The organism is Aliiruegeria lutimaris, assembly GCF_900099935.1.
Taxonomy (GTDB): domain Bacteria; phylum Pseudomonadota; class Alphaproteobacteria; order Rhodobacterales; family Rhodobacteraceae; genus Tropicimonas; species Tropicimonas lutimaris.
The window spans coordinates 34,825-59,952 of the sequence record NZ_FNEK01000010.1 but is presented as its reverse complement, the minus strand read 5'-3'; the positions used below and the strand labels follow the sequence as shown (position 1 = coordinate 59,952).

Annotated in this window: 25 protein-coding genes; 12 read left to right on the top strand and 13 right to left on the bottom strand. The window is 61.9% G+C overall.

All coding sequences use genetic code 11. From position 1 onward, the window contains the following. The first annotated feature begins 8 nt into the window (after window positions 1-8). From BLR85_RS06830 to BLR85_RS06810, 5 genes are all read left to right on the top strand, one after another. A complete protein-coding gene (locus tag BLR85_RS06830) occupies window positions 9-347 on the top strand; it encodes a hypothetical protein (RefSeq protein ID WP_093152225.1) in 339 nt (112 codons plus the stop codon). A 142-nt stretch (window positions 348-489) separates the two neighbouring features. Then, window positions 490-690, top strand: coding sequence for a hypothetical protein (locus tag BLR85_RS06825; RefSeq protein WP_093152220.1), 201 nt, complete (start codon window positions 490-492; stop codon window positions 688-690). A 77-nt stretch (window positions 691-767) separates the two neighbouring features. Further along, complete coding sequence (locus tag BLR85_RS06820; RefSeq protein WP_093152217.1) at window positions 768-2,141, top strand: MFS transporter; 1,374 nt, start codon at window positions 768-770, stop codon at window positions 2,139-2,141. Beyond that, on the top strand, window positions 2,105-3,016 hold the full coding sequence (gene mepA, locus BLR85_RS06815) for a penicillin-insensitive murein endopeptidase (protein WP_093152213.1): 912 nt from the start codon (window positions 2,105-2,107) through the stop codon (window positions 3,014-3,016). The genes BLR85_RS06820 and mepA overlap by 37 nt, the downstream gene beginning before the upstream one ends. After that, window positions 2,989-3,924, top strand: coding sequence for an esterase-like activity of phytase family protein (locus BLR85_RS06810; protein ID WP_093152210.1), 936 nt, complete (start codon window positions 2,989-2,991; stop codon window positions 3,922-3,924). Before mepA ends, BLR85_RS06810 begins: the two co-directional genes overlap by 28 nt. Before the next feature lie 157 nt (window positions 3,925-4,081). Here BLR85_RS06810 and BLR85_RS06805 read toward each other — a convergent pair whose 3' ends face one another. The 10 genes from BLR85_RS06805 to BLR85_RS06760 all read right to left on the bottom strand — a co-directional run bounded on the left by BLR85_RS06805 (window position 4,082) and on the right by BLR85_RS06760 (window position 14,942). Further along, on the bottom strand, window positions 4,082-6,454 hold the full coding sequence (locus tag BLR85_RS06805) for an ATP-binding protein (protein ID WP_139188320.1): 2,373 nt from the start codon (window positions 6,452-6,454) through the stop codon (window positions 4,082-4,084). Between the two features lie 265 nt (window positions 6,455-6,719). Further along, entirely contained in the window at window positions 6,720-7,586 is an 867-nt protein-coding gene (locus tag BLR85_RS06800; protein WP_093152202.1) for a YjjW family glycine radical enzyme activase, read from the bottom strand. Beyond that, window positions 7,558-9,093, bottom strand: coding sequence for a YjjI family glycine radical enzyme (locus BLR85_RS06795; protein WP_093152199.1), 1,536 nt, complete (start codon window positions 9,091-9,093; stop codon window positions 7,558-7,560). Before BLR85_RS06795 ends, BLR85_RS06800 begins: the two co-directional genes overlap by 29 nt. Before the next feature lie 42 nt (window positions 9,094-9,135). Further along, entirely contained in the window at window positions 9,136-10,287 is a 1,152-nt protein-coding gene (locus BLR85_RS06790) for an isocitrate/isopropylmalate dehydrogenase family protein (RefSeq protein WP_212635028.1), read from the bottom strand. 269 nt (window positions 10,288-10,556) lie between these two features. After that, window positions 10,557-11,000 (bottom strand): lasso peptide biosynthesis B2 protein, encoded by a 444-nt coding sequence (locus tag BLR85_RS06785; RefSeq protein WP_093152196.1) that lies wholly within the window; start codon window positions 10,998-11,000, stop codon window positions 10,557-10,559. Continuing rightward, on the bottom strand, window positions 10,993-11,262 hold the full coding sequence (locus BLR85_RS06780) for a PqqD family protein (RefSeq protein ID WP_093152193.1): 270 nt from the start codon (window positions 11,260-11,262) through the stop codon (window positions 10,993-10,995). The genes BLR85_RS06785 and BLR85_RS06780 overlap by 8 nt, the downstream gene beginning before the upstream one ends. A 111-nt stretch (window positions 11,263-11,373) precedes the next feature. Beyond that, window positions 11,374-11,553, bottom strand: coding sequence for a hypothetical protein (locus BLR85_RS06775; protein ID WP_139188319.1), 180 nt, complete (start codon window positions 11,551-11,553; stop codon window positions 11,374-11,376). A gap of 26 nt (window positions 11,554-11,579) precedes the next feature. Beyond that, window positions 11,580-12,179, bottom strand: a complete 600-nt coding sequence (locus BLR85_RS06770; protein WP_093152184.1) for a phosphoenolpyruvate carboxykinase (ATP) — start codon at window positions 12,177-12,179, stop codon at window positions 11,580-11,582. 220 nt (window positions 12,180-12,399) lie between these two features. Beyond that, window positions 12,400-13,200, bottom strand: coding sequence for an asparagine synthase-related protein (locus tag BLR85_RS06765; RefSeq protein ID WP_093152179.1), 801 nt, complete (start codon window positions 13,198-13,200; stop codon window positions 12,400-12,402). Between the two features lie 74 nt (window positions 13,201-13,274). Further along, window positions 13,275-14,942 carry an ABC transporter ATP-binding protein gene (locus tag BLR85_RS06760; RefSeq protein ID WP_170844470.1) on the bottom strand — a complete coding sequence of 556 codons (1,668 nt, stop codon included), beginning with the start codon at window positions 14,940-14,942 and terminating at the stop codon, window positions 13,275-13,277. A gap of 396 nt (window positions 14,943-15,338) precedes the next feature. On the opposite strand from BLR85_RS06760, the gene ade reads away from it, so the two are divergent. The 6 genes from ade (at window position 15,339) to BLR85_RS06730 (ending at window position 21,314) form a co-directional block, all read left to right on the top strand. Continuing rightward, entirely contained in the window at window positions 15,339-17,144 is a 1,806-nt protein-coding gene (gene ade, locus BLR85_RS06755; RefSeq protein ID WP_093152169.1) for an adenine deaminase, read from the top strand. A gap of 5 nt (window positions 17,145-17,149) precedes the next feature. After that, window positions 17,150-18,616, top strand: coding sequence for an AMP nucleosidase (locus BLR85_RS06750; protein WP_425284467.1), 1,467 nt, complete (start codon window positions 17,150-17,152; stop codon window positions 18,614-18,616). Window positions 18,617-18,746: 130 nt separating this feature from the next. Beyond that, a complete protein-coding gene (locus BLR85_RS06745; protein WP_093152159.1) occupies window positions 18,747-19,037 on the top strand; it encodes an HU family DNA-binding protein in 291 nt (96 codons plus the stop codon). A 185-nt stretch (window positions 19,038-19,222) separates the two neighbouring features. After that, on the top strand, window positions 19,223-20,110 hold the full coding sequence (locus BLR85_RS06740; RefSeq protein WP_093152376.1) for a DMT family transporter: 888 nt from the start codon (window positions 19,223-19,225) through the stop codon (window positions 20,108-20,110). A 57-nt stretch (window positions 20,111-20,167) separates the two neighbouring features. Continuing rightward, window positions 20,168-20,881: a cytochrome c biogenesis CcdA family protein gene (locus tag BLR85_RS06735; RefSeq protein ID WP_093152371.1), complete on the top strand. Its 714-nt coding sequence runs from the start codon at window positions 20,168-20,170 to the stop codon at window positions 20,879-20,881. 16 nt (window positions 20,882-20,897) lie between these two features. Further along, window positions 20,898-21,314: a thioredoxin family protein gene (locus BLR85_RS06730; RefSeq protein WP_093152155.1), complete on the top strand. Its 417-nt coding sequence runs from the start codon at window positions 20,898-20,900 to the stop codon at window positions 21,312-21,314. Window positions 21,315-21,316: 2 nt separating this feature from the next. Here BLR85_RS06730 and BLR85_RS06725 read toward each other — a convergent pair whose 3' ends face one another. Both BLR85_RS06725 and aroC read right to left on the bottom strand, forming a co-directional pair. After that, on the bottom strand, window positions 21,317-22,261 hold the full coding sequence (locus BLR85_RS06725) for an AEC family transporter (RefSeq protein WP_093152150.1): 945 nt from the start codon (window positions 22,259-22,261) through the stop codon (window positions 21,317-21,319). A 4-nt stretch (window positions 22,262-22,265) separates the two neighbouring features. Beyond that, complete coding sequence (gene aroC / locus BLR85_RS06720) at window positions 22,266-23,369, bottom strand: chorismate synthase (RefSeq protein ID WP_093152145.1); 1,104 nt, start codon at window positions 23,367-23,369, stop codon at window positions 22,266-22,268. 159 nt (window positions 23,370-23,528) lie between these two features. Between aroC and BLR85_RS06715 the strand changes: the two genes are divergently transcribed. Continuing rightward, entirely contained in the window at window positions 23,529-24,113 is a 585-nt protein-coding gene (locus BLR85_RS06715; protein ID WP_170844469.1) for a DUF1349 domain-containing protein, read from the top strand. Window positions 24,114-24,133: 20 nt separating this feature from the next. On the opposite strand, the gene BLR85_RS06710 is transcribed toward BLR85_RS06715, so the two are convergent. Further along, the gene (locus tag BLR85_RS06710) at window positions 24,134-25,060 is read right to left on the bottom strand and encodes a DMT family transporter (protein ID WP_093152137.1); all 927 of its coding nucleotides are present in this window, start codon (window positions 25,058-25,060) and stop codon (window positions 24,134-24,136) included. Between the last annotated feature and the right edge of the window lie 68 nt (window positions 25,061-25,128).

Sequence of the window (25,128 nt, the reverse complement as noted above, 5' to 3'; positions counted from 1 at the left end):
GCCATGTCATGAGCGAGAATAAGCAAAAGAAGCCCCGCAAGCCGCAACAGGCATATACCCTGCTTGTCGAGGTCGGTCGTCACGAGGGCGACGGGCTGCCCGACGATTCCACGGGGGCAGCGCTGATGTGCTACGCCTCCGGCGTGGACGAGGCCGAGGCCGTGCGGGAAACAGTGGCGATTCTCAAGCAGGCAGAGCTGGCCCCGCTGGACGTCACGGGTTACGGCACACTGGAAGAGCGCTTGGCCGAAGGTCACGAAGTGCCCGACGAGGAACGCGTTCTGATGCAGCGCGCGCTGGACGAGAACGCGGTTATCGTCGCCCAGATGACACCTTTCTACGACTGACGGCCTGCTGCACCACACGGCGCGAAATATGGCGATCACGTGGCGACATTGGCGCGAGGGCCGGGCATTTGCCTCAAGCCCGCCCAATTCATGACGTGGCGGAATGGGACAACGGTCCCAAGCCCACCAAACCGAGGTCGCCATGCAGATCATGCCAGCCCTTCGCACAACCGCTGCCACCGTGACATTGATGGCGGGGCTCTTTTCCGCCGGTGTCCGTTTCGGACCGATGGTTGCCCCGGAACAGCATGAAGCGGCGATAATCTCGCTGGCCGCAGCCTTTGGCGAGGATATCGGCCCCGTCAAGGCGCCCCCACAAGCCCCCGTCCTCATCGCATACTAGGTGCCCGCTCGGGCAGCTTGCCCGTTGTGTCGGCTTCATGCGAAATGCGTGGAGAACGACACGGGACGAGCACAGGCATGACAGGCATTTCGCACCGGAAGCGCATCTGGGGCTGGTTCTTTTTCGATTGGGCGAGCCAGCCATATAATACTCTGCTGATCACCTTCATTTTCGGCCCGTATATCAAGGAGCTGCTTTCGGACGGGGCGACCGCGCAGGCCGCCTGGGGCTATACAATCGGGCTGGCAGGTGCGCTGATCGCGATCCTGGCGCCCTTCCTGGGCGCGATGGCCGACAAGGGCGGGCACCGGATCGGCTGGGTCGCGGCGTTTTCACTGCTATATGTCGTCGGCTCGGCCGGGCTCTGGTTCGCGGACCCGGCGGGTTTCAGCCTTCTGCTGGTCCTGGGCCTTTTCGCCATCGGCCTGGTCGGCATGGAATTCGCGACGATCTTCACCAATTCGCTGCTGCCAGACCTCGGAGATGCCGACGAGATTGGCGGCATTTCCGGCTCCGGCTGGGCCTTTGGCTATCTCGGCGGGCTGATCGCTCTTGTGCTGATGCTGTTCTTTTTCGCCGAGAGCGCGGAGGGCACGACGCTTCTTGGCCTCGCCCCCGCGTTCGGCCTCGACGCCGCCGCGCGGGAAGGGACCCGATTTGTCGGCCCGTTTACGGCGCTGTGGTACATTCTGTTCATGGTCCCGTTCTTTCTCTGGGTAAAGGACCCGCCCAACCATGTCAGCGAACCGTTGCGGCAGGCGGCGAAAGATGCCTGGCCCGAGTTGCGCTCGACTCTGAAAAAGCTGCCGCAGGCACCGTCGCTTTTTGCCTTTCTGGCGTCCTCGATGCTCTATCGCGATGCACTTAACGGGCTCTATATCTTCGGCGGGCTCTATGCGGCCGGCGTCCTCGGCTGGGGCGTGATCGATACCGGGATCTTCGGCATCATCTCGGTAATTGCGGCCGCGCTTTTCGCCTGGCTCGGGGGGATGGCGGATAACCGCTTCGGCCCGAAACCGGTGATCATCTTCTGCGTCCTGATCCTCACCGCGATCTGCATTGCCGTCATCTTCGTCAGTCGCGAGCACGTCTTCGGTATGGCGGTCGGGGCGGAATCGAACCTGCCGGACCTCGTCTTCTACGCCATGGGCGCAAGTATCGGCGCGGCGGGCGGCGCCTTGCAATCGGCCAGCCGGACGATGTTGTGCCGCCAGGGCGACCCCGAACGAATGACGCAGGCTTTCGGCCTTTATGCGCTGGCGGGCAAGGCGACGGCGTTCCTGGCACCACTTGCCATCGGTTTGGTCACCGACATCACCCGGAGCCAGCAATTGGGAATAATGCCGCTGATAATCCTTTTTGGAATGGGGTTGGTGCTGCTAGTCTGGGTGAAACCCAATGGGGAGAGAGCAGCATGTCCACTTTCCGACTTGCCCGCGTCGCGGGACTGATTGCCCTTTTGATCTTGCCGGCCGCCGCAACGAATGCCGAGCCGAAGGCAAACCAGCTTTTCGGCGCCAAGGATACGGCATCTCGGCAGAAATCCCAGCCGATCGGCTTCTATTCCCAGGGTTGCGCGGCCGGCAACGTAGAACTCCCCGAAAGCGGGCCGACCTGGCAGGCGATGCGCCTGTCGCGCAACCGCAACTGGGGGCAGCCGGTGATGATCGATTTCATCAAGGACCTGTCGGCCTATGCGACGACGGTCGGCTGGAAGGGGCTCTATATCGGCGACATCTCGCAGCCGCGTGGCGGGCCGATGACCTCGGGCCATGCCTCGCACCAGATCGGGTTGGATGTCGATATCTGGATGAAACCAGTATCGAGTCTTCGGCTGAGCCGGCGGGACCGGGAAAAGATCAGCTCGATCAACGTGAGGGCAGAGAACCAGAAATCGGTGAACGGAAACTGGACCGCCGCGCATGCCGCGATCCTGAAAAAGGCGGCGCTCGACCCACGCGTGGACCGGATTTTCGTTACCCCGCCGGTCAAGATCGAATTCTGCAAAACAGCCAGCCGGAAGGACCGGAAATGGCTGCAGAAGATCCGTCCAATCTATGGCCACAATTACCATTTCCACGTTCGGCTGAAATGCCCCAAGGGATCCAAGGGGTGCGTGACCCAGAAGCCGACCGTAAATGAACTTTCCAAAGGCAAGGACGGCTGCGATTCCACCCTGCAATGGTGGGTGACCGACTATCTGAACCCGCCGAAAGCCACCAAGCCCGCGAAACCCTCAAAGCCCGCGCCCAAGAAAAAAAGTGCGCGTGATTTCACCATGGAGGATCTTCCCGGGCAATGTGGCGCCGTATTATCGTCGCGCTGATCGCGCTGGCGTGTCTGTTCCTTGCTGCGGGTCTTGCTGTACGCGAGATCCTTCCCGGGAATGTCACGGCCATATCCTGGAAAATGGAGAGCGAGCATTTCGGTGGATGGTCGGCGTTGGACCTGTTTCCGGACGGCGTGGGTTTCCTGGCCATCAGCGACGCCGGTGCCTTTACTCGTGGCCGCCTAGTCCGGGAAAACGGGCGTTTGGTGGCCGTGGAAGCAGGGGAGCCCGAGTGGCTGAAGAGCGATTTGGGTCCGTGGATCTACCCTTTCGTCGAAGATGCAGAGGGGGTCTCGCTCGAAAGCGATGGAACTTTCCTCGTGTCCTATGAGGGTTTCAGCCGTGTTTGGCGCCACGACCCCGATACGCCGTTGCCGGAGCAGCTTGTGAGGAGCGACGCTTTCAATCGCATGAATCCGAATGGCAGCCTCGAAGCACTGGCCAGCCTGCCCGATGGAACGATCCTGACCATTCCCGAGAAACCGAAGTCAAAATCTACCTATCCGGTTTACACTTATGACGGACAGTCGTGGCAACAGCCCTATTCGCTGTCGCGCAAAACCGGCTGGAACGCTGTCGGCGCCGATTTCGGCCCCGATGGCTGGCTTTACCTTCTGGAACGGGAGTTCGTCGGGTTCGGCTTTCGCAGCAGTATCCGCCGCTTCGACATTTCGCAGGCCGAGGAGATCCTGGACGGCGAGATGCTCTACCAATCTCTGCCGGGACGGCATGGCAACCTTGAAGGCATCGCCATCTGGCGGGACGATGCGGCACGGATCCGTGCGGTCATGGTCTCGGATAACAATTTCCGTCCTTTTTTACGCACCCAGATCGTTGAAGCCGTCCTTGATGAGGGCAAACCGGGCCCCTACAGAAACTCCGCGCTCGCCAACAGCCATCAATGACCTGCGGATTTTCTTCGATCCAGTCGTGAATCGGCTCGTTCATCGATTTGTTTTCTACCCGCGCGGCCAAGATCAGGTCCGACAAGCCGTCGGCGGGGATATCGATTCCGGACAGAAGGCGCGCCTCCTTCGGCTAAGCCGCCGTGGCATGATCCCGTCAAGCTTCCCGTTTCTTCGGCGGCCCATCGACACCCTGCCCGAGCGAGCGTTCCACCGCATCGATCAGTGCGTTGCGGCTGACTGGCTTGGTCAGCCAGGCATCGTGTTCCGGAAAACCATAATCCGTCTTGCCGGACGTGACGTCGTATCCGGACAGGAAGAGAACCGGCAGGTTCGGAACCATGCCACGGACCGCGGCCGCCAGTTCTGTGCCCTGCAATCGCCCCGGCATCACGATGTCGGTGAGCAGCAGGTCGATATCGGGCGATTGCTTGAACAGCTCAAAAGCTTCGTCACCCGTCTTCGCTTCGATCAACGCATAGCCCGCCGAGGACAGGATCGAGGACAGGACCTTGCGGACTTCGCGCTCGTCTTCCACGAGCAGGATCCGCAGCTTTCTGTTCGCCACGGTCGTGGCTGGGGCCTGTTCGACCCGGTTGGATATCGTGCCGGCCTTCAAGGCGCGGAAAAATAGCTCGAAGCGGGTGCCATTATCGGGTTCCGAGGTAACCTGAACCGCACCACCGGACTGCTCCATGAATCCCTGCACCATCGACAGGCCGAGTCCGGAGCCAGAGGCGAGCGGTTTCGTGGAGAAAAACGGCTCGTAAATTCGCGGCATGATCTCGGGCGAAATGCCGCCGCCCGTGTCTTCTACCACCAGGCGGACATAGGTTCCCGGCTCCAGCCCCTTGCACTCGCAAACCGGATCGCCCTCCTGCAACGTGACGCTCGAGGTGCTCATCGTGAGCGTTCCGCCTTCCGGCATCGCGTCCCGTGCGTTGACCATGAGGTTGATCAGGGCGTTCTCGGCCGATCCCCTGTCCAGTTTCACCTTTGGCAGCGCGTCGTCGAAATCGGTCTTTACCGTTATGGACTCCGGCATCGTGCGCCCGGCCCATGCGGCGGTTTCCCGAACGACCTGATTGAGGTTCAGAACCGCGGGTTCAAGGCGCGCACGTCGGGCGAAGGCGAGCATCTTGCGGGTCAGGCTCGCGCCCCGTTCGGTCGCCTGCAAGCTGTTCTCGACGAATTCGAGCAGATCCGGACGTGCCCCGGGACCGGTTTTCAGCGCGTCGCTGAGAAGTTCCTGGTTGCCCATGATAATGGCCAGAAGGTTGTTGAAATCATGTGCGACACCGCCGGTCAGCTTGCCAAGGCTGTCGTTCTTCTGCGCGAGATAAGCCAGTTCCTTCTGCCGCTCCAACTCGGCCTTGCGTTCGGTCTCGTCCGTTATATCGATTATCAGGCTGTACCAGCGCGTCGCTCCGTCTGGCAGTTTCGTCGGGTGCCCGCGACCTTCGAGCCATTTTTCGGTGCCGTCTGGCATGCGGGTCGCCCAGATAAAATGCCATTCCCGCAAATCAGTCGCAGACTCCGCGATCTCGTCCTGAAACCGTTCCAGAGCGGTTTCGTCGCTGACGAGGCTCCATAGCTTCACGATATCGCTTTCGAGTATGGCGGCGTCGATCCCCCAGATTTCCTTGCAACTTTCCTGGTTGAAAAAATGAACATCGTCTGCCGGTCCCGGGCGCACATGGCCGGGCGGCATCCGATAGGAAAAGATGACGCCCGGCATGTTTTGGAGTACGCCGGAGAGCTGGGTCTTGGTGGCTTCCAATGCCAGGATCGACTCCTTGCGGGAAATGGCAAAACGGTTAGCGAAGACCGCGGGCACGAGAATGATCGCGCCAAGCGCCAGCAGAAGGAGCCGATAGGAAAGCTGTGCCTCCCGGTCTGGGCGCCACCCGTCGAAGGGTCGCGCGAGGATGGTCCAGTACCCGGAAGGGAGCGAAATCCCCGACATTACGGCCTTGTCTTCCATGACATGCATCGCACCCTGGAGGACTCTTTGTGACCCCTCCGTGCCGTTCTCCTGCAGGACGAGGTACTCGATCTCGCCGGCCGGGTCCGGAATGCCGCTCAGCCGAAACAACTCGTCGACATCCAGTAATGTGGAGATCGTCCCGAACAGGGATCCGGGATTTTCATCACGTTTCACCAACGGGTGCCGCAACCCCAGAACGTTTGTGCCGTCGTCGAGCTTTTCTGGACCATATATGAAGGCGCTGATCTGCGATCTCAGACGGTGGGCGCCGTCGACAGGATCGGGCGTGCTCAGAATGTTGCGGCCGATACGCGCGCGATTTCCCTCCAGAGGATAGACGAGAGTGGTAACGAAATCGGGTGAAAACTCCCACAGGATCGCTTCGGGTCGCTGGTCAAAGGCGTCCTTGACGAGGGCCTTGAATTCGGGTTGCCGCAAATCCTTCGCCGTGCTCAGTTTTACGGCCAAATCGTGGAGTGCATGGATATCTCTGTCGAGACGCCGCTCGAAACGCGACCGGGTGGTTTCGACCGATCTTTCCACCGTATCCCTGCTGTCCTGCAACAAAACCCTGCCGTGTTGACGGTCTGCGAGAACGGCAACGAACAGAAGGATCAACGCGATCACGAATGTGGGTAAGTATCGGATTAAGGGCGGTCCTGGTATTTTTGGGGGCGATTTTCCCCCGTATGGGAAGTTTATCGCAGATGCGAATGCTGGCAAGTTCGCAACGATACCCAAACCGCCACAGAGTGACGCGCTTTTGCCTGTTTCGGGCACCCTGCCGCAAGATCAGCCGGATTTTCGGCTAGAGATAGACGGCCGGCTTGGTGATGGCCGACAAACCGGCACCTTCTAGCATCGCGGCGACTCGTTCCACACAGGCGCGATCGGCGGCCGGCCAGTCCCGTGCAGGACCGGCGACACCGTGATGTTGGAACGCGTTCAGGCGCAGCGGTGTTGCCGGATCCAAGGTCTTGATGAAGGTTGCGAGCGCTGAGATTTCCGCCACGCTGTCGGTGAGGCCGGGAATGACGAGGAGACGCAATTCCTCAAGGCGCCCTGCCTCATGCAGGTAGCGCGCGCTCTCCAGAACCTTGCCGTTGTTCCGGCCAGTCAGGCGCATATGCGTCTCGGGGTCCATCGCCTTGATGTCGAGCATCACGCCATCGGTCCATGGCAGTACTTGCTTCCAGCCGGCCGGGCCAAGATGGCCATTGCTGTCGATCAAGCAGGTCAACTGCGCAAGAGACTGGTCCTGTTTGATCGCCTTGAAAAGGGCGGTCACGAATTTCAACTGCACGGTCGCCTCGCCGCCCGAAACCGTGATGCCATCGAGAAAGACGCTGTCCCGGCGCAGCCTTTCGAGGACTTCCGGCAGGTCCATATGCTGAACCATCGGGTTGGCATGGATCGGGCACACCCGGAGACACTCATCGCATTGGTCGCAAGCGGCGGGATCGAAATGGATATGCCCATTCACGAGCGACAAGGACCCGGCATGACAGGCCGCCACGCAGTCTCCGCAATCGTTGCACAAAGCCATCGTGTGCGGGTTGTGGCAGGTCGCGCAGGAGAAATTGCACCCTTGCAGGAACAGCACCATGCGGCTCCCCGGCCCATCCACGCAGGAAAAGGAGAGGAGCTTACTGACCGTAGCCTTGGGCGTATTCATGAGCAATCACGCGTGGCTTGCGGTTGAGGATCCCTGTCAGTTTAGCCGCCTCGGCTCCGAGCCCGGTGGTATTGATCCGGGAGCCTTCCTCCCGACGGTATTTCTCCACATCCGACAGCCGGATCATGTAGCCGGTCACCCGGACGAGATCATTGCCCGCCACATTGGCCGTGAACTCCCGGAACCCGCTGGACAGCGCCCCCTTGCACAGCCGGTAAAGCGCTTGCGGATTGGCCTTGACGCTCTCGTCGATGGTCAGGATCTCGCTGATCCCCGCCGGGTAGAAGGCGTGATGCGGCGCAAGCGCCTTCACATGGCTGACGGGATCGGGCTCGTTTCCATAAGAAATCCGTACACCCGGCGTCGCGTCCAGATCCGTACTGATCCCGGCTTGTGCATGCAGCAGCGCGCGTGCGCGCCATGCGTGCCGCACCGGCGTCGCCTCGACCCGCGCGGCCATCGCCTCGGAGATGCGATAGCCAAGCGCATTCGCCTCCGCGTCCTGGCCATAGCGTGCCGTGCTGTTGTCGAGGCCCATGAGGTGATCGACTGCCTCCGCCATGCCATAGACCCCGAACATGGCCGTGAACCGATCCCGGTCGATCCAGCCTTCGCGGACGATGAAGTTCTCGAAGAAGCCGGACTGTTCGAAAAGGTAATCCATGCGCGCCTGGATCAGGCGGAATTGCAGGTCCATGAAATGCGGCAGCGCGCGTTTCAGGAAATCGTCAATGCCGCGCGCCCGCCGGGCGACCTCGTGCAGGTTCAGCCGCACAAGCGTGCCCGCGCCGCCGGCGGCCGGTAGGGCATTGTAGCAACTGACAATCCCGTAGCCGCGTTCGTCGAAGGCAGCCGCGTGAAGCGGGTGGTTGGCGATATGGGGCTTGGAGCAGGCGACGATATTGTCGGTCGCAAGGCGCAGGAGGTCCTCTCCGGTCAGTTCGGGATCGTAGAGAAGCGTCAGGTTCGGCGCGACCTGCTGCAATTCCCGGTCGACCTGAAGCACCGCGCGGGCAACGCGGTTGTCCTGCGGGCCGATATTCGCATGCAGGAAGGCATCCGGCAGAACTCGGTCGATATAACGCCAGAGAAGGCGGATCTTGCCGATCAACTCGGTCTCGCCCACCCCGTCGCAATAGGGCAGCAACAGCTGGTCGATATGACCGATGAAAACCGGCATGGCCGTGACGGAGGGCACATGGTGAAAGGCAATCATCAGGCAGTTGATCGCCTCGTCCAGCGTCTCGGGCGCGTCGAGTTCGAGATATTCGCTCCCCTTCGTGAGCAGAACGGAAAGATCCGGCAGAACGTAGCGCGGCTTGTAGGGTGCATGTCCCTCGGCCAGATCGCAGAGGATGCCATCGGCCAGCGCCTGCGCGGTTTCCGCGTCGGTTTCGGGATAAGGCAGCATGTTCTCGGCCTCCAGCGACAGGAACCGCGCCTTTTGGGCGGGGCTCAGCGTTGGGTCCGTGACGATGGCCTGAAGTCTTTCCAAGTTCTCGGGCATGGCGCCGCTCCGACTGTCCAGATCCGTCAAGTCTACCGCAAGTCAGGAGGCGACGGTATCGGCGCCTTCGCCGCGCCCGGCCCGGATATGCGGCGATAACGCCTCGATTAGCGCCAGCAGCTCGCAGGTGACGGCCTTGGTTCCCATATCCCCACCGAACTCCACTGGCCGCAGGCGGTTTGCCAGAAATCCACGCGCCACGGCCGTTTCTATCAGGGCCGCTGCCGCGCTGTATTCTGGAAGAGCCAGCTTCTCGCCGAGATAATCCAGCATCAAGGCCCCGCTGAGAATGGCTGCGAGCGGGTTCGCCTTGTCCCGCCCCATGATGTCCGGCGCGCTGCCATGGGCCGGCTGGAACAGCCCGATCTCGTCGCCGATCTCGCCACAGGCGGCCATGCCCATCCCGCCGACCAGCCCACCGGCCAGATCGGACAGGATGTCGCCGAACATGTTCTCGGTCACCAGCACATCGACGTCCCACGGCTTGCGGACAAGATCCAGCGCCTGCGCGTCAACATAGGCATGGGCGATCTCGATATCGGGAAATTCCGGCCGGATCTCGTCGAAGATCCTTCGGAAAAAGGCGAGTGAGGCGAAGACATTGGCCTTGTCCACGCAGGTCAGCTTCCCCGGGCGGCCACGGGCTTTCCGCTTGCGTGCCAGCCGGAAGGCGAAGCGGTGAAGTTTCTCACTGACCGCACGGGAGATTCGCAGTGTGTCATAGACCGCCTCATCGCCGACGATTTTGGAACGCCCGTGCACCGCGGCCGAATAGAAAAGCCCTTCCGTGGATTCCCGCAGGATAACCATGTCGATCCCGGCGGCGCGCGGATCCGCCAATCGCCGGGGTATATTCGGATAAGCCTTCACGGGACGTATGCCCGCATAGAGACCGTACCTGTCCCGTAGCCTCAGATGCGGAGAGATCTCGGTGCCATCGGCATGTCGGACCGATGGCAGGCCAACCGCGCCAAGGAATATCGCATCCGCCTCGCCCGCCCGCGCTTCGCCGTCCGGCTCGATATCGGCACCGGTCTGTCGGAAATAGGCCGCCCCAGCCTGTATTTCGTCATAGATCGGCAGCGACGCTCCCACGGCGGAAAGCGAAGCATTGACGATTCGAACCGCGGAATCGGCCACTTCGATTCCGATGCCATCTCCCTTTATGAGGGCAATCGTCAGACGGGTGGTCACGCATTACCTCCATGGCTTGCGACGGGAGTACCGGGTTGAAGGTCTCCCACTTCGTGGATCTTCGGCGCCACGTGCTTCGTGAAGGGAGAACGAGTCTCTGCTTTGGTTGCGGTCACCGCCCGGTTTGACCATCTCACCGGACAGATGCGGCGTCAAATACTTTATCGTATACATTGATTGGAGGATTCTTGGGAATTGATTGGTTTGCCGGTGGATGGCTCATGTCAGCGACGTGCCCGGCCTATCCACGCACCCGCGAACCTGCTGGTTCACTCGAAAGGCGAAAACCGCGAGATATCGCCTCCGGTCACGATCCGGTCCCGCCAGATCAGCCAGGCATGGGCGAGGAATCCCTCCGCATCGGTCCGGTGGGAGCCCAGTTCGATCCGGGTCTCGATTCCTTCCGCTGCCAGCCAATGCCGCGCCGCCTCTGCCTGAATAAGGCAATCGGAACGCCACGGAACCACGTTGGCCGCGCGCTGGATCGCGATGGACACCCGCTCGACAGTCTCCTCCGCGGAGCGATCCGTGTGCTGTGCCTGCTTCGCGGGATCGACGGGGCAGCACGCCAGGATCTCAGGGACCGAGGCGCTGGCAACTTGCTTTCGCGCACGCCACAGCTCGTTGCTGGCCCGGTAGAGATCCTGCAACTCCGCACGGTCGAGCTGCCGCGCCTTGCCAAGACGTCGAAACAGGGTGGCAAGGCTAGGCATTGGGCGAAATGAGCTTCTTCTCGGCCAGTTCCCGAAGGAAAGTCACGACATCCGCCCGTGCTGAGTCCGGAACATCCGTGAATTCCTCGGAAAGCCGGGCGATAATCTCGGCCGGCGCCTTCCCATCCTTCAAACCATGCCAGACAAAGCTGCCCACCGGGTCCAAGCCGAAATACTGGCCGCTCTCCATGTCCAGCAGAACGGTTTCATCGCCCAGTTTGCTTTCCAGCACGCCATCGGTGGTCGCGTAGGTGGCGTTCATGTCGAGTTGAACAGGTATCGTTGTCCTTTCGGAAGGCAGTTCGTTAGAGTCTCGGAAGCCCACTATCTGCTCGAACGATCCGGGGCGCCAGAGCCAAGCAGACCCGAAGCCTTACAGCTTCGCCACCGACTGGATTTTGTCGATCACTTCGGGCAAGGCATCGTAGCGTCTGGGATAGCGAAGAGAGAATACGGGTACGCGCCTGGCCATGTCCGAGGCCAACTCGAATCGGCGGGCGGCTTCCTTGTGATTGGTCGGATCGAGCGCGAAGCTGTTTTGGAGTAGGGTCATGCAGGCATCGGCCGGGCTCATGGCGCTTACCTCGACTTCTCTTGTCTCGGGGTCGTTCTCCAAAAGGAACAGGCACGCGGGTGGGCCATCTCCGTGCTGCCATCAACTTTAAGCCGCTGCTTTGAGGAGTAATGCGCCATGTTCTCACCCAGAGGCACGTCCGGCAGTATCGCGGAGATGGAACCCGAAAACATCCGCATACCGGAATAAAGCGGACGCGCGCCGAGCGGGTCCGCTTCGGGGTCGATCATGATCGCGTCATCGCTCAGCAATTCTGCACCATGACGGACAAAAGCCGCCGTCATTGTGGACTTCCCCGCGCCCGAGGGGCCGAGAAAGCCTATCGCGGCGTTTTCAAACGCAACCATGCCGCAATGAAGAACAAGGTGGCCATCGCGGGAAAGAAGGTTGGGGAGGAGTAAGTCGCAGACAAAGTGACCACGCGTGTCGACCGGTACGTCCGCGTCGGAGATGATCCAGAATTCCCGCGCTACGAAATCGGCGGCCGCGTTACAAAGCCCGTCAAATGGAAAATCCGAGTAGGTACCTTCGGTTTCGACGCGTTCGCCGGGGCGGAAAACACCCAGAAAGGTCCAACCATAGCGTTGGGGGACTTCCCGTTCCAAGCTCAGTTTAGCCAACCTTATACCAGCACCTTGGCAACATCTTATGACTTACGGAGGTGCATATGACTAAGGATAGCAAACCGGGCCAGTACGTGTCCATTGTATCGACCAAAACCGCCCCGGTTCTTGATATCATTTGCTCTGCTCTGGAATCAGGCTCTCTTACTCGACGACCCTTGTCCGGGCTTGTTCTCTGCGTCGCCTATGGAGCCCGCGGTCGTCACCTCAGACACAAGGGACCCTCGCCCGACTGGGCCAGTTGATGGGCGGCGATAGCCGTCGTCTCCCCGGAATCGATGCCGCCGCTCATCATCGAGCCAATTCCGCCCGCCTTGCGAAGCCTTGCCCGGGTCGCTGTCCGGAAGACTTCCATGAAAGCTTCGGCATAGGCCTCATTCGAATCCAGACGAAGCTGCTCCACGGGTTCCATTCGCCAAAACTCGCAAATAGAGAAACGCTGCCCGCTGGCAGAAAGAGTATGGCCGGGTGGAAGGCGAAACACGTCCTCGAAGAATGTCGAGCTAAGGCTGCTATGCTCAAAACCCACCAGCGCTTCGGCAATGCGCAGCTCGTTAAGCCTGCTCTCGATACAAGGTGCCGTAACCACCGCGTTGGCACTCGTCGCGCAGACGAGCCGCTTGCCGGGCCGGTGGGCATAGATGAGTTGCCTCACGCCCATGTGATCGCGGGCGCCGAAGAGTTGCTGACGGCGTGGGTCCCAGATCAGGAAGGCGAAGTCGCCCAGCAGGTGGCAGGGGCAGTCCTCGCCCCATTTTTCCCAGGCGCGCAGAATCAGCTCGCCGTCGCCGATTTGCCGCTCGCTGCCGTTCAGGCCAAAGGCGGTAAAAAGCTCCTCTCGGTTGTCGAGGCGCGCATCGGCGGTGATACAGCAGCCAGTCTGAGTATCACGCAGCGGCATCGGTTCGTTTACCGCTTCCGGGGTCGTCGCGAGCAAGCGGTGCCCGAGCGCCACGGGACCATCCGTCAGGCGCCCTTCGCCTTCCGGACCACGACGGCGCATTTCGTTCAGAACTTCCGTGAGGTCGTCTCTTTGCGCGGTGCTTCCGTCCAGTCGCAGGCAGGCGGCTATACCACTCAAGTTTGCATTCCTTTTAGCACTGCATCGCTCCGAATGGTGCCATTCTCCAACACTAGAATTCGATCGGCAATCTCAAGGCTGGCCGGCCGGTGGGTGATCAGGATAACTGTGCGCCCGGCCAGCGCCGCGCGGCATTCGGCAACAAATTCCGCTTCGCCCTCGAGATCGTACATGGAGGTCGCCTCGTCCAGGATCAGGATCGGAGGGTTCTTGAGCAAGGCGCGTGCGAGCGAGATTCGCTGTTGCTGCCCGCCCGAGAGCTTGACCCCCTTGTCGCCGACGATGGTCTCGTAGCCCTCGGGCAGGGCGGACACGAAATCATGCGCCTGGGCGATCCGAGCGGCTTTGACAATCGCCTCCATCGGGGCGTCCGGCATGCCGAAGGCGATGTTTTCCCGCACGGTCGCATTGCGCAGGTATCGGCTCTGCGGGACATAGCCGATCGCCCGCCGCAGTGCCCCGAGTTCCATATCGGCAATGTCCCGGCCATCGAGGATTATGCGCCCGCTATCGGGCTGATAAAGACCGAGCAACAGGCCGACGGCGGTGGATTTGCCGGCCCCGTTCGCGCCTGTCAGCGCAACGATCTCGCCGGCGCCGATCCGGAAAGTCAGTTTCCTGAGGGCCGGGGTCCGCCCGGGATAGGAAAAAGCGACATGGTCGAAAGCAATCTCGCCGGCGGTCTGCAGCGCCTCTGCGGAATACTCGAGGTTCTCCGGCGTCTCCCGCATGACATCTTGCAGCCGTTCAAGCGTCCCGCGTGCGGTTTGCACCCGGCCATAGACGGAGGCGAGTTGCGACACCGGCCGGACCAGCAGCGCGACATACATCAGGAAGCTGACCGCCTCCGAGGCCGATAGCTGCCCCGTGCGCAGGCTCTGCCCGGCCAGCACGAGCAGAACAACGGTGGCGGCCGAGACCACGAACTGGATGGCCGGGTCGATAAAGGCGTAGAGGCGCGTTTCCTTTAGGGTGAGATCCTTCAGCTTGGAGACCTCGGCATCGAAACGGGCCTGCTCGATTCTCTCGGCGTGGAAGGACTTGATGACCGGAAGCAGGTCCAGCATTTCTTCGGTGCCGGCGACGACCTCGGCATTTTGTTTCTGGATCCGGGTTCCCAATCCACGCAGCCGCCGGCCGATGAGCTTCTGAAGGATGAAGAATGCGGGCACCAGTACCGGAACCAGCAGGGCAAGCGTCGGATCGATAGCCAGCATCATCACGCAGGCACCACCAGCGGTCACCAGAAGCGGGAGCAACTGGACCAGCGTGACGGTGGCAAAATCGCTGAGCCGGACCAGGTCCCAGGAGATCAGCGCGATGGCGCTGCCGCGCTTTTCCCCTTGGTGCCAGAGGATCGGAAGCGCCTGAAGCTGAGCGAAAACCTGGCTGCGCAGTTCCGCGAGAATCGTTTCTGACGTACGCCCGCTCAGCCAGTTCGAGACCATTCGCAAAACGGATCCTGCCGCCAGCAGGCCAAGGATTGCCACCGTGAGAAGGACCGGGCCCATTTGCTGCCCTTCACCGAAGAAATAGCCGCCCAGGCGGCCGCCAACCCAGGGGATGCTCAGTGTGATCACGGATTCCAACAGCAGGATCGCCATCAGCAACATCAACCGGCCGCGATGCGGCGCAAGGATCGATTTGAGGAATAGTAGGGTCATCTCAGCGGGGCGATCTCTTCTGGCGCCGTTCGTTTCGCATGACCGCAGCCAGGCATTCATCAATCAGATCGGTCGCGCTTCTGGCCATCTCGGGTTTCAATGCTTGTGCAAACGGGTTGAAAAAGAGGCGCGTATCAAGCGGTCTCCGGTTAACTCAGCTGGTTCTGTTTTCTACGCATTAACTTGTCAACGAAGGGTTTCTTGGTCGCGTATAACATATATCGCAGGAACGCGCGTATCCGCGATTTCCTGCCCTCTGGTGGAACACGCGCGAGGCGGTCGCGTTTGGTCCTCCGGGCACTGCTGTCGCGTGTATGTCATTTCGTTCTGGTCTGGTGATACACAGAACCCCTCTCCGGCGCTTGCATCAGCCGGGAAATCGGGAAAGCATGGCGCATGAAACCTTCGTCTATGAAAAGCTGGGCCGAAGTTGCCCCCCGTCTTGTGGCTGTCGCGGCAGGTCGTCAGGCCGCCGATCTGGTGATCCGGAACGGGATTTGGGTGAACGTGCAGAGCCGCGAGCTTCTGCCGAACAACGATATTGCCATCGCAGAGGGCCGCATCGCTTATGTCGGTCCGGACGGCTCCCATTGTATCGGGCCGGAAACGCAGGTGATCGACGCCGCCGGGCGCCACATGCTGCCCGGCCTGTGCGATGCGCATATGCATATTGAATCTGGCATGCTGACGCCGGCGGAGTTCGCCCGTGCCGTCATTCCGCATGGCACGACCAGCATGTTCACCGATCCGCACGAGATCGCCAATGTGCTCGGGCTCGAAGGCGTGCGGCTGATGCATGACGAGGCGTTGCTGCAACCGCTCAACATCTTCACCCAGATGCCTTCCTGTGCGCCCTCGGCGCCTGGGTTGGAGACGACTGGCTTCGAGATCACCCCCGACGACGTTGCCGAGGCGATGAACTGGCCCGGTATCGTTGGCCTGGGCGAAATGATGAATTTCCCTGCCGTGGTGAATGGCGATGTCAAGATGCTGGCCGAGATCGCGGCCACGCAGAACGCGGGCAAGACGGTGGGGGGGCACTACGCCTCGCCCGACCTTGGCCCCGCCTTTCACGCCTATGCCGCCGGTGGACCGGCCGACGACCACGAGGGCACGCAGGAAACCGACGCGATTGCCCGCGTGCGCCAGGGGATGCGCGCCATGCTGCGGCTTGGCAGTGCCTGGTACGATATCGAGAGCCAGATCACGGCGGTGACCGAAAAGGGGCTCGACCCGCGCAACTTCATCATCTGCACCGATGATTGCCACTCGGGCACTCTGGTCAATGAAGGCCATATGAACCGCGCGGTGCGCCACGCCATCGAATGCGGTTGCGATCCGCTGGTGGCGTTGCAGATGGCAACGATCAACACGGCGAACCATTTCGGGCTGGAGCGCGAGATCGGCTCCATCGCGCCGGGCCGGCGGGCCGACATCATCCTGTCCTCCGACCTGCGCGCCTTGCCTATCGAAACGGTCATTGCCCGTGGGCAGGTGGTGGCTGAAGGTGGCAGGATCACTGTCGATTGCCCTCATCTCGACTGGCCGGACCACGCCCGCAAGACGGTGCATCTGGGCAAGACGCTTGCCGCGGAGGATTTCGAGATCGCCGCGCCTGCCGGTGCCAACAGCGTCCGGGTCAAGGTGATTGGTGTGGTCGAGAACCAGGCGCCAACGAAAGCGCTTTCGGCGGACCTGCCGGTGATCGACGGGCGCATCGAAGCGGAGGGCGAGGTCTGCCAGATCGCGCTTGTCGAACGGCACCGGGCATCGGGCGCGGTGAGCAACGCCTTTGTGCAGGGCTTCGGCTATCGCGGGCGCATGGCGATGGCCTCCACCGTTGCTCATGACAGCCACCACATGATTGTTGTGGGCACGTCCCGCGAAGACATGGCGCTGGCCGCGAACCGCCTGGGAGAGGTCGGCGGCGGGGTGGTGCTGTTTGCCGATGGTGTCGAGCAGGCGCTGGTGGAACTGCCGATTGCCGGGCTGATGTCGGACGATCACGCTGAAACGGTCGCCGCCAAGGCCGAGGCGCTGGGCGCGGCGATGGAGGCGGCTGGCTGTCGGCTCAACAATGCATATATGCAGCACTCGTTGCTGGCGCTGGTAGTGATCCCCGAGCTTCGGATTTCCGACAAGGGGCTGGTGGATGTGACGCGGTTCGAGGTGACGGACCTGATCGAGAAGGTTTTACAATGAATGACATGGCGCCGGTGGTGACACCGGATGTGCCCGACCGGGCGCTGTTCAACGATGCCGAGAAGGCCGTCGACCGGCTGATCCTGCTCTATGACAAGGCGACCCAGTTCCTGTCGGCCAGGTTTTCCGAGAGCCTCGCGGGCGAAAAGCCCCCGCATCGTTACCGGGCCTTTTACCCGGAAATTCGCCTTGTCTCGACGAGCTTTGCGGAAACGGATTCGCGGCTCGCCTTTGGTCATGTCACCGAGCCGGGCGTCTATGCGACCACGGTGACGCGCCCGGACCTGTTCCGGAAATACCTGATTCAGCAGATCGGGCTGGTGCTGAAAATGCATGGTCAGCCGGTGATGATCGGCCAGTCCGAGACGCCGATCCCGGTCCATTTCGCGGTGCTGAACGATGCCTCGCTCAGCGTGCCGCAAGAAGGCGCGCTGCGTTTCCAGCTGCGTGACGTGTTCGACGTGCCGGACCTTGCCACGACCAATGACGAGATCGTCAACGGCTATGGTTTCACCTATGCCGACGGCGCGCGGCCCCTGGCGCAGTTCACCGCGCAGCGGGTGGATTACTCGCTGGCCCGGTTGAGCCATTACACGGCGACCGGCCCGCATCATTTCCAGAACCACGTGCTCTTCACCAACTACCAGTTCTATGTCGAGGAGTTCGAGGCTTATGCGCGCGCGGCGCTGAACGATCCCGAGAGCGGATACACGTCCTTCGTTGCGCCCGGCAATGTCGAGATCACAGATGGCGAAACCGCGATCAAGGAACCGGCGAAACTGCCGCAGATGCCCACCTATCACCTGAAACGGCCGAACGGGGCCGGGATCACGCTGGTCAATATCGGTGTGGGGCCGTCCAATGCGAAGACGGCGACGGACCATATTGCGGTTCTGCGCCCTCATGCCTGGCTGATGGTGGGTCATTGCGCGGGCCTGAGGAATTCGCAGGCGCTCGGCGATTTCGTCCTCGCCCATGCCTATCTGCGCGAGGACAGGGTGCTCGATGACGATCTTCCGGTCTGGGTGCCGATCCCGGCGCTGGCCGAGATCCAGGTGGCGCTGGAGGATGCGGTCGAACAGGTGACGCAGTTGGAAGGTTTCGAGCTCAAGCGGATCATGCGGACGGGCACGGTAGCGACGGTGGACAATCGCAACTGGGAGTTGCGCGACCAGTCCGGCCCGGTGCAGCGGTTGAGCCAGTCGCGCGCCATCGCGCTCGACATGGAGAGTGCGACGATCGCCGCCAACGGGTTCCGATTCCGCGTGCCCTATGGCACGTTACTCTGCGTTTCGGACAAGCCGCTGCATGGCGAATTGAAGCTTCCCGGCATGGCCAGCGAATTCTACACGACACAGGTTGCACGCCACCTGCTGATCGGGATACGAGCGATGGAACTGCTTCGCGGAATGCCTCTTGAGCGGCTCCATTCGCGGAAGTTGCGCAGTTTTGAGGAAACAGCTTTCCTCTGACCCTCGAAAACTGCAGAAATGCCCTTGTTTTCCTGCGCATTCACCCACAAAAAGTTGTGGGCTGAGCCAACATGACGTAGAATCAGCCGAACAAGCCCCAATAGAATGGGCAACAACGAGGAGACCATACATGGCCACCAAACCGATGACCAAGACGCAGCTTGTTGCCGCTATTGCCGAGGCAATGGACGCAGACAAGAAAACCGCCACTTCCGCTCTGGATGCCGTGATCGGCATCATCACCAGCGAAGTATCCGGCGGCGGCGCCGTGACCCTTCCGGGGATCGGCAAGATCTATTGCCGTGAGCGCCCCGCGCGCCAGGTTCGCAACCCGGCCACCGGCGACATGATCGACAAGGAAGCCGACAAGGTCGTGAAGATGACGATTGCAAAGGCGCTGAAGGATTCGGTCAACGCCTGAGGCGTGAACGATCCACGCCTGAGTTGAGGGGGTCGCCATCATGGCGACCTCTTTCATTTCTGGGGCAGTGTTTGGGGGCTGTCTGCTCCTCCCGCGCTCTGACGAGCGCTCCCCCCGAGGATATTTTCGGAAAGAGGATGCGCGGTACGGGTGGCCGTCATCCAGGCTCGGTTCAGGGGCTGGCGATGGATTTTCGAGCATTGGCGATGGGGCTGGCTTTCGCCCTGATGTGGTCCTCGGCCTTCAGTTCGGCGCGGATCATCGTGGCCCATGCGCCGCCCTTGGGGATCTCGGCGCTGCGTTTCCTGATCGCCGGGCTGATTGCCGTGACGATCGCGCGGGCGTTGGGACAATCCTGGCGGCTGAGCACGAGCCAGGCGCGGTCGATGCTGATTTTCGGAATCTGCCAGAATGCATTGTATCTTGGGTTGTTTTTCGTGGCCATGCAGACGATCGAGGCCTCGCTGGCCGCGATCATTGCCTCCACAATGCCGCTGCTGGTGGCGCTGGCGGGGCTGGTGATCTTCGGCGAGCGGGTGCGGCCGCTGGGGGTTGCCGGGCTGGTGATCGGTTTCGTTGGTGTCGCAATCGTCATGGGAAGCCGCTTGCAGGGCGGCGGGGTCGACCCGTGGGGGGTGGTGTATTGCGTGATCGGGGTGACGGCACTGACCTTTGCCACGCTGGCGGTGCGCGGGGCGTCCTCGGGCGGCAACGTGCTGATGATCGTGGGTATGCAAATGCTGGTTGGTTGTGTCGTCCTGTTGCCGGCGTCGCTGGCGCTGGAGACATGGGAAATCGACTGGACGGTGCAATTCGTGGCGGCCTTTGCCTATACGATCATCGTGCCGGGGCTGGTGGCGACGCTCACATGGTTCCTGCTGGTGCGGCGGATCGGGGCGGTGAAGGCGGCGACCTTTCACTTTCTGAACCCGTTTTTCGGGGTGGCGATTGCGTCGGTTCTGCTTGGGGAAAGCCTTGGGGCGGGCGATGTTCTGGGCGTGGAGGTGATCATGCTGGGCATCCTGGCGGTGCAGCTTTCGAAGCAGCCTGTAACAGATCCCACGCGGAAGTGACGCCGCGACAGAGGCTCGTGTGATGACAGTTTGCGCGCGATGCGGCATCTCTCGGGCATGGAGATTTTGCTTGGATATGGCGCGGGCCTGCTGACGCTGATCAACCCCTGCGTGTTGCCGATCTTGCCGATCGTGCTGGCCACGGCGTTGCAAGCCAGCCGATGGGGACCGGTTGCACTGGCCGCCGGCATGTCGCTGTCTTTCGTTCTGCTCGGCATAGGGGTGGCCAGTTTCGGCCACGTAATCGGTTTGACCGAGGATTTGGTCGTGAAGGTTGCGGCGGTGATGATGGTCGGCTTCGGCCTGGTGCTGCTGGTACCGCGCTTGTCGGCGAGTTTTGCCACCGCCACGGCAGGGTTTGCCGGTAGCGCAGATGCGCAATTCGACAGCATCGATCGCTCGGGCATTCCGGGGCAGTTCCTGGGCGGAATGTTGCTCGGCGCGGTGTGGAGCCCGTGTGTCGGTCCAACCTTGGGCGCTGCGATCTCGCTGGCAAGCCAGGGGGAGAGCCTTGGGCGGGCGGGCCTTATCATGCTGTCTTTTGCGGGTGGCGTCTCCACAGTCATCCTCGCGCTCGGCTATGGCGCGCGTTCGGTCATTCAGAAGCGGCAGGCCTGGATGCGGGCGGTTGCGACGAAGGGACGTCCGATCCTTGGCGCGGTTTTCGTCGCCGTCGGCGTCGGGCTGCTGCTCAATGTTCATCACATGCTTGAAGCCTGGGCGCTGGATGTGCTGCCGATCTGGCTTCAGGACCTTTCCGTTTCGATCTGATCAAGGGAGTTTCATCATGGATCGTCGTTCTTTCCTTTCCGCGGTCGGTGCGTTGGCTATCGTGCCGCTCGCGGGCCGCGCCATGGCTGCGCCGATGGAGTACAAGCCGGGGCTCGTCACCGAGAAGTTGAAGGCGGGCGAAACGGTCTTCCTCGATTTCAAGGCGAGCTGGTGCACAACTTGCAAGGCGCAGGAGCGGGTGCTGGATGCGCTGAAGGCCGAGAATCCGGCCTATGAGCAGGCGATCACCTTTATCAACGTGGATTGGGACGAGCATGGGAAGTCCGATCTCGCGAAATCGCTCAAGATCCCGCGTCGCTCGACGCTGGTGGTCCTGAAGGGCGACGCGGAGCTGGGCCGTATCGTGGCCGACACTTCCAAGGGATCGATCAAGGCGCTGATGGATACCGCGCTGACGGCGGCTACGGCCTGATCTCAGGTCAGTACGTAGAGCAGCGCGGACAGCGTGAACAGCGCGCCTATCGTGGCACCGAGCTGGGTGGCCGAGGCGAAACCCTGTTTGCCATGCACTTGCGCGATCACCGAGAAGACGCCGAGGGGCGGCATCGCGCAGCTCAGGATCAGAGCTGCGCGCATCTCCGGTGTCATCTCCGCCAGCCCGAAAGCCGTGCTCAGCGCGATGAGGGAAGTGATCACCAGCGGGTGCAGGATGAGTTTGCAGGCGACGATATAGCCTGCGAGCGCCCGCGTGCCCTTGGGTTTCAGATGCGCCAGCGTCCCGCCGATCACCATCAGCGCCGTCGCGCTGGCACCCGCAGCCAGCATGTGAAGCGGCCGGTCGATCGCGGAGGGAAGCTCCAGGGCGAGAAGCGAGAAGACACAGCCGAAGACGATAGAGAGGATCAGCGGTTCGCTGCCAAGCCGCCGCAGGGTCCGCAGCGCGATCTGGGCGCGGTTTCCTCCGTCTTCGTGCCCAAGTTCGAGCATCGTGAACAGTATCGGAAGAAAGATGATGTTTTCGACCAGCAGGTTCTGGGCAAAGGCCTGGTTGGCGATGCCTGGCATTGCCAGTAGCAGGATCGGATAGCCGACATAGCCGTTATTGGACACGGTCGAGCCCATGGTTGCCAGTGTCGCGGTGATATGGTCGTAGCGGCCCGCGCGGCGAAAGGCGGTATAGAGCGCCACCATGAGCGCAACCGTTCCGAGCCCGTAAATCAACACATAAGGTAGCTGGATCGCCGCGCCGATCGGCTGAGAGGCGATGGCGTTGAACATCAGCGCCGGCAGGGCCAGCTTGATGACGAAGCGGCCGAGCACGCGGATGTCATTGGCCGAGAAAACGCCCTGACGACCGAGCACGAAGCCCGCCCCGATCAGCACGAAGATCGGCAGGATAATGTCCAGAACGGTGAGCATTGGTTCAGCCGATCCGGCCGGGCAGCTCTTCGCCGATCTGGCCGCGGTTCAGCAGCAGGTGATCCAGAAGCACGCAGGCCATCATCGCCTCGCCCACCGGCACCGCGCGGATGCCGACACAGGGGTCGTGCCGGCCCTTGGTGACGATCTCGGTATTTTCGCCCGACTTTGTGATCGTCTTGCGTGGGGTCAGGATCGAGGAGGTCGGCTTCACCGCGAAGCGAACGATCACGTCCTGCCCGGTCGAGATGCCGCCGAGAATGCCCCCCGAATGGTTCGAGCTGTAGCGCGGGCCGTCATTGCCCATGGAAATCTCGTCGGCATTGGCCTCGCCGGTGAGCATCGCGGCATTCATGCCCTCGCCGATCTCCACGCCCTTCACGGCATTGATCGACATCATCGCGGCGGCAAGATCGGTGTCGAGCTTGCCATAGATGGGCGCGCCCAGCCCGGCCGGTACGCCGGAGGCGCAAAGCTCGACCATCCCGCCGACCGAGGAGCCTGCCTTGCGCAGCCCGTCGAGATAGGCCGACCAGTCGTCGACGGCCGCGGCATCGGGGATCCAGAACGGATTGTTCTCGATCTCGGCCAGGTCGAACCGGGCGCGGTCGATCATCTGCGTGCCCATCTGCACCATATAGCCGGTGATCTTCAGGTCCGGCGCCAGCGCCTTCAGCGCCGCGCGGGCAACGCCGCCCGCAGCCACACGCGCTGCGGTTTCGCGCGCCGAGGAGCGCCCGCCGCCGCGATAGTCGCGGATGCCGTATTTCTGCCAGTAGGTGATGTCGGCATGGCCGGGCCGGAATTTCTCGACGATCTCGCCGTAGTCCTTGGAGCGCTGATCCGTGTTGCGGATCATCAACTGGATCGGTGTGCCGGTGGATTTGCCTTCGAACACACCGGACAGGATCTCGACCTGATCGGGTTCGCGCCGCTGCGTGGTGAACCGGTTCTGGCCCGGCTTGCGCTTGTCGAGCCAGACCTGCAGCGCCTCGGCCTTGATGGGCACACCCGGCGGGCAGCCGTCGATCGTGGCGCCGAGCGCGGGCCCGTGGCTTTCACCCCAGGTGGTAACGCGGAACAGATGTCCGAAAGTGTTCAGGCTCATGGGGCGGCTCCCTTTTGAGTCCCGTTTAGAGGGCGGAAGGGAAAGGCTCAAGGGCGCGCTCGGGCCTATCCCTCTGTCTTCGCGACATGAGCCTTGCAGAAAATGCGTCTTGTTCTTGCATCTTTTGAAGCGCAGGGAAGGGCGAGGAGGAAGAAGACCATGATGCAAAACGTTTCCTTTGATCGCGGAAGCTGGATGAACCCGCCGAAATCCTGGAGTGTTTCGGGCAATACCCTTGCCATTGAGACCGCCGCGAAAACCGATTTCTGGCAGAAGACGCATTATGGTTTCGAGCACACGAATGGGCATGCGCTGCTGTTCGACACCCCCGAGCATTACGCGGCCGAGGTGACTTTCACCGGCGAGTTCACGTCGAAATACGAGCAGGCGGGTCTGTTGCTCTGGGAGAGCGAAACCCGCTGGATCAAGGCGGGAATCGAGAATGCGGATGGGCGGGAGACCCTTGCCGTTGTGGTCACGGATGGCCGGTCTGACTGGTCCATGGCGCCGGCGAATGGCGCGGTCTGCGACTGGACCATCCGCATGAGCGTGACGGACTCCGCCGTGATCGTGCATGCGCTTGGCCTCGGGAACTGGCAGATCCTTCGGGTGGCGAATTTCGTTGCCAAGGGGGCGCGGATCGGGCCCATGGCCTGTTCGCCGCTCAGCGAGGGGTTGAAGGTCGAGTTCAGCGATTTCCGGCTGGGCACCCTGCCGAAGGACCCGCTTTACATCTCTGCCTGACCGGGCACGGGCGGCCTGTCCTACTGCCCGCCGGGCGTCAGGACGCGCCTTTGGCGTTCGCGTTTGATGCCGAGGTGACGTTCCCGCAAAATGATCGCGATGCCCGCAGAGACCACGATCACGGCGCCGATGATGGTTGGAAGATTCGGCACCTCGTTGAAGATCATGTACCCGATCGCCACGGCAAGCAGCATCGAGGCATAGTCGAACGGGGCGATCAGCGAGGCGTCACCGAAACGGTAGGCCGAGGTCAGCATTCCCTGCCCGATACCCCCCGCCAGACCGGCCAGCACAAGGAACGCGGCCTCGCGGGGTGTAGGCACGACCCAGCCAAAGGCGAGCGTAGACAGTGACAGGACCGTCGCGCTCAGGCTGAAATAGAGCACGATAGTCCCCGCCTTTTCTGTCGCCACCAGCTTGCGCACCAGTGTCTGCGCCAGGGCGGCGAAAACGGCGGACATCAAGGCCAGAACGGCCCCGAGCGCCTCGGCATGGGCCAGCTCCTCGTCCGACACGGGGCTCAGCCGTGGCGCCAGGATGATCAGCACGCCGACCATGCCTGCTGCGACCGCGGAGAGACGGAAGACGCCGACCTGCTCGTTCAGGAACATCGCGGCGAAGATGACAACGAGAATCGGGCCGGCATAGAAGATTGCGGTGGCTTCCGGCAGTGGCAGGTAACCAAGCGCGGCGAAGCTGAGCCCCATGCCGCTCGCCCCCAGAAGCCCGCGCCATAGATGGCCGGTCGGGTTCGTTGTCTTGAAGCCATCGGCGAGCCCGCCATCGTGATGCAGCCAGAGCAGGATCACGGGAAGTGCAAAGAATGACCGGAAGAAAACCGCCTCGCCGGGGGGGATGCTTCCAGAGGTCGCCTTGATCAGGCTCTGCATGGAGACGAAGATGGCGACGGAGCCGAGCTTGAGAAGGATGGCGCGAGACGGATTCATGGTGCCAGATGTGCAGGTTTCGTTCGGAATGTCACCTGTGCGGTTTTGGCAAACGGCGCCCCGCAGAG